Source organism: Vibrio sp. Hep-1b-8, assembly GCF_006124995.1.
In the GTDB taxonomy this organism is placed as follows: Bacteria; Pseudomonadota; Gammaproteobacteria; order Enterobacterales; family Vibrionaceae; genus Vibrio.
Window position 1 is genome coordinate 1 of sequence record NZ_QEWN01000094.1, and the last position, 4,111, is coordinate 4,111.

The 4,111-nt window shown below is 39.5% G+C and carries 3 protein-coding genes and 3 pseudogenes; 1 reads left to right on the top strand and 5 read right to left on the bottom strand.

What is annotated here, in order from left to right; translation table 11 throughout:
- Positions 1–320, bottom strand: a pseudogene (locus DA100_RS21310) (IS66 family transposase); the annotation flags it as partial.
- 71 nt (positions 321–391) lie between these two features.
- Complete coding sequence (locus DA100_RS21315) at positions 392–658, bottom strand: DUF6444 domain-containing protein (RefSeq protein ID WP_240800883.1); 267 nt, start codon at positions 656–658, stop codon at positions 392–394.
- A gap of 99 nt (positions 659–757) precedes the next feature.
- Between DA100_RS21315 and DA100_RS20970 the strand changes: the two are divergent.
- A pseudogene (locus tag DA100_RS20970) lies at positions 758–859 on the top strand (IS5 family transposase); the annotation flags it as partial.
- Between the two features lie 189 nt (positions 860–1,048).
- Here DA100_RS20970 and DA100_RS10465 read toward each other — a convergent pair.
- The 3 genes and pseudogenes from DA100_RS10465 to DA100_RS10475 all read right to left on the bottom strand — a co-directional run.
- Positions 1,049–2,392: an Ig-like domain-containing protein gene (locus DA100_RS10465; protein WP_171052200.1), complete on the bottom strand. Its 1,344-nt coding sequence runs from the start codon at positions 2,390–2,392 to the stop codon at positions 1,049–1,051.
- An 8-nt stretch (positions 2,393–2,400) separates the two neighbouring features.
- The gene (locus DA100_RS10470; RefSeq protein WP_171052201.1) at positions 2,401–3,342 is read right to left on the bottom strand and encodes an OmpA family protein; all 942 of its coding nucleotides are present in this window, start codon (positions 3,340–3,342) and stop codon (positions 2,401–2,403) included.
- 253 nt (positions 3,343–3,595) lie between these two features.
- Positions 3,596–4,111, bottom strand: a pseudogene (locus DA100_RS10475) (transposase); the annotation flags it as partial.

Below are 4,111 nucleotides of genomic sequence, written 5' to 3' on the forward strand. Positions count from 1 at the left end.
GCTTGGTGCAGTGGGGTAAGCATTGAGGCAACACGAGTTTGAGCTTCACTGATTGCGCCAATTGAAAAAGTAGTGCCGAATTGCTCCTTAAGTAAAGAGCGTATTTTACGCACGCTCAGATGATATTGACCAGCCAAGATCGCGATATGACTCAATAGATTGGGGCCCATGATGCCTTGAGGTATATCGCTCGGCTTTCTGGCCCTCGCGGTTTCGCCACACTGAGAGCATTTACCAGAAAAGAGCCGATACTCGGTAATATCCATTGTCGGTTTGGGAATTTCATGAACCTGATGTCGATAAAAAGGTTTATCACTCATCTTAAGGTTCGTATCGCCACAACAAGAACAGGCACTATCTGGGTAACATTCAACAAAGGTATCAGATGGTTTTAATTCTGAGAGTTGTCGTTTGTGCCCTGAGTGACCTTGTGTAGCTCCTCTCGGATTGCGACCACTAGAGCTTTGAGCTTTTTTCTTTCAGCCCGCTCTTTAGGCCCATCGGATGATGGTGATTTGGATGAATTAGCGCTGCTAGTTTTGAGCTTGTCCTCATAGTGGCGCAACTGCTCCCAGAGCTCAACAATCAGCGCATTCGCTTCGTTGATATCTGAGGCCACGGGCGGCGAAGATGAGAATTTAGATTTTTTCTTTTTCATGCATTAAGCATGACGGCTAGAAATGATCACTCAATTAGGAATGTTGGATCAATTGCGTTAACTCACACTTTTTGTCAATGGACTGCTGGTGAACGCTTACAACTGAGCTTGAGGTGTTACAACGCTCAAGTTGGTGAAATTATGGCGAATGTTAAAGCTATAAAAAAAGTCTTAGGACTAGGTATGCCCGTCAGAAGCTAGCAGCTAGTCAAATATGGCATCGTTGATCTTCAAGCTGATTTGATCAACAACGCCCTGTAAATAGATTAATTCAAACCACAACAATCGCCTACCAGAGCGTGGAAAAATGATTTATCTAAAAATCACAGCGTGGACTGAATTGTACCAGTCCACTGATAATTAAATGTTAAAACACCGAAACCATCCTAATTAAAATATATGCTCTTTCTCACAAACAATAACGTTATGAGAATCTGTTGGTTCTGGGTTAACTACAAAATCGCCAACTGAGCTTTCGTAAGCCACAGTGTTCACATCACCCCACGCATTACCGCTCTCTTCACTTGTCCAAATTACAGCGCTTATAGGCCAGTTAGCAGAATAAGAATTACCCTCTTGAAGAAAGTTCTTCAAGAGTTGAGCAGATTGAACTAGTTTAAGCCCTTTTAATTCACATTCACTTTTAGCGTAGGTGAATTCAGGGGTAGAATACTCAAAAACAGCGGAGCTAGGTGGAACTGGGTTGCCATGCTCATCCGTATAATAAATATCTACCCCAGTTTCAACTAACGAAGTGTCAACAGTTTGCAAAGGGTGGTTGTATAAAGGTACTACACTAACTGGCGCTGAGTCAGATATTTTGCCTCCAACAAAATTACCACTAACTTCAACCTCTGTAACACCAAACTGAACCCCTTCGATCAATCCAGATGTTCCAACTAGCTTTGCGATCATTGAATCATTAATCTTCCAATTCAAGCGATGATCGCCAGTAATTAACACATCTGGCGTACCATCAGAAAGAGTGCCATACACATCGAACTGTTGCTGGTCACCTCTAATAATGTAATCGCCTCTACGCTCTATACGGAAGTCTGTTACATCCGCATCAAGTACGGTGACTGCAATTTCTTTTTCAAGCCTCAAAGAACCGGTCTGATAAACAGCCGTGATTATTGCGCTACCATCTTCAATACCAGTGACATGACCTTTGTTATCAACTCTTACTATCGTCTCATCGTCTGAAACAAATGTAAGTTCCTCCGAACCTAAAACATTAACTTCGCCTTCATTACCACCAAAGGTAAAGTTAATATTGGCGGATAATTGTGTCGAACTGTTTTTTAATAACGTTAATGGCGATGGTAATATAGACAAGTCTAAAGAATCTGGGCTGATAATTGTAACCAGAGTGAAATCGGCATATTGACGCCCCTCATAATCTGCTGAGACATCAACGATAACCTCACCGATATTATTCGTTGTTACATATCCTGAAGTGGTTACACTTGCGTATGTATCATCTTTAGAAGACCAATTAAGATATTTATTTAGAGTAACATCTATAACTTCATTATCACTAGTAATGACACTCGCACCAAGTTGAGAGTTAACACCCAAAGGCAATGTTAGCTGGCGTGAATTTGTCACTAGTGTAAGAGCGCCTTCTGGCACTGGCTTAAAATTATCTACTCCATCTAATAAACCTTCATCACCATTATTGCAAGCAGATAGAAGTGCGGACAGTAACAGACAAAAAATAATTCTAATCAAAATAAAACCTACTTAACAAAATAAACATTAACTCTGCGGTTTATTGCGCGAGCATTACTGGTATTGTTTTCCAAGATTGGATTCTCTTCGCTTCTACCGATTATATTCATTTTATCGTAATCGAATCCGTATTGATTTAAATGCTTAGACACAGCCTTAGCTCTTTCTAATGAAAGACTCTTATTATATTTGTAACCTCCATGGTTATCTGTATAACCGACTATATCAATTCTACTTACATTATCATTGGCTAATGACATTCGTCTAATGGCATTCTCTATTTGTCTAAACCCTTTTGGTTCGTCCGAATTATAATCAAAGAATAAGGTTCCGACATATAGTCTTGTCTCTTCATTAATACTTGGTCTACTCTCATAGTAAACCGATTTAAATGAAGCATCATTTGAAGGAAATCGATAAGTTAAACCAATTTGAAAGTTATTAACATCTGCTTGCCCCGTCGAGTTTGATTTACCAATTCCATCTAGGTATTGATATTCCCCTAAGAAAGATAAATGATTATTAATAGGGACCTCAAAGCCGACGGCTGTTATTAGGTCAATATCATCAATATCGATATGATTTTTAGTAACATTTAGGTACCCAGCACCTAATTTGCCATACAAGTCGAAAAAACCACCAACAGGATAACTTACTTTAAAACTGCTCACAGCACCAATAGACTCAGCGAAAGCGCTAGAACTTTTTATACTACCAAGGCTGAGAAGTTCTAACTCCAAACTGAAATTATCAGTGAATTGATAGCCGGAATAAACTGAATAAGATATGGATTTGTTGTCACAGTTACTTGACTCAACACACGCGTCTTTGAAATGAGAAAATCCAGCTTTTGAACCAATATAAAAAGAGGAGACTTCACTGCCTAAAGCAGATTGAGTTGAGAATAAAATCGCTCCCATAATGGGAATAATCGACCTGAATGCTAACACAAACTTAACCTTAATTAATTTAATGATGCTTTACCCTTACCCCATCACACATTAAATGATGAAAGTGAGGTAGTAAAACTGAACGATCAATACGCCCAATTTTACTCCTCAATGTTTACATATAAAACAAAAAATTAAATTAACACAAAAGAACAGGGAAATTCCTACAATAATTGGCGTGTGGCATTTTAATTACTAATTAACTATACCCAATCAACTTGAAAATGCTAAGCGTTCACCAGCACCGTGTTGACTAAGTGTTTAGGTAAAAACTCGTGTGTTTAAGATCGAGCACATTTGGGTACGGCTGCTGACGAACAACAGCATTGACTATGCGTGAAAGCGTATCAAGTGACGATATCTTTCGCTTTTTACAAGTTTCGATTAGCGAGTGTAGGCGGTCTCGGAACTTGTCGCCTGCATCCGAGGTAGTGCCGTAGCTGATTTTTCTTTGAATGACAAAGCCACGAAGTCGGCGTTCAGCTTCATTGTTGGTCAATGGTATTTTGGGGTTAGTTTGGGCTATGCTCATCCAGTTTTTTGCAGCGACCTTGATAGCGTTGAATTGGTATTTGCTTGATCCCTTTATTGAGCCAGTAATTAAAACGCTGTCTTATTCGACTTAATCTGTTTAGGTACAGGCTATATTTTATCGTTTCGGACTCCCAACGATGTCGCGTTCGAAAGACCAATTTGCTCAGCATAACAAGTCGTTGGCCTATTTTAGCTGTATGTCCTTTACCTGTGTAATCCGCAATCTGTTGTAGGT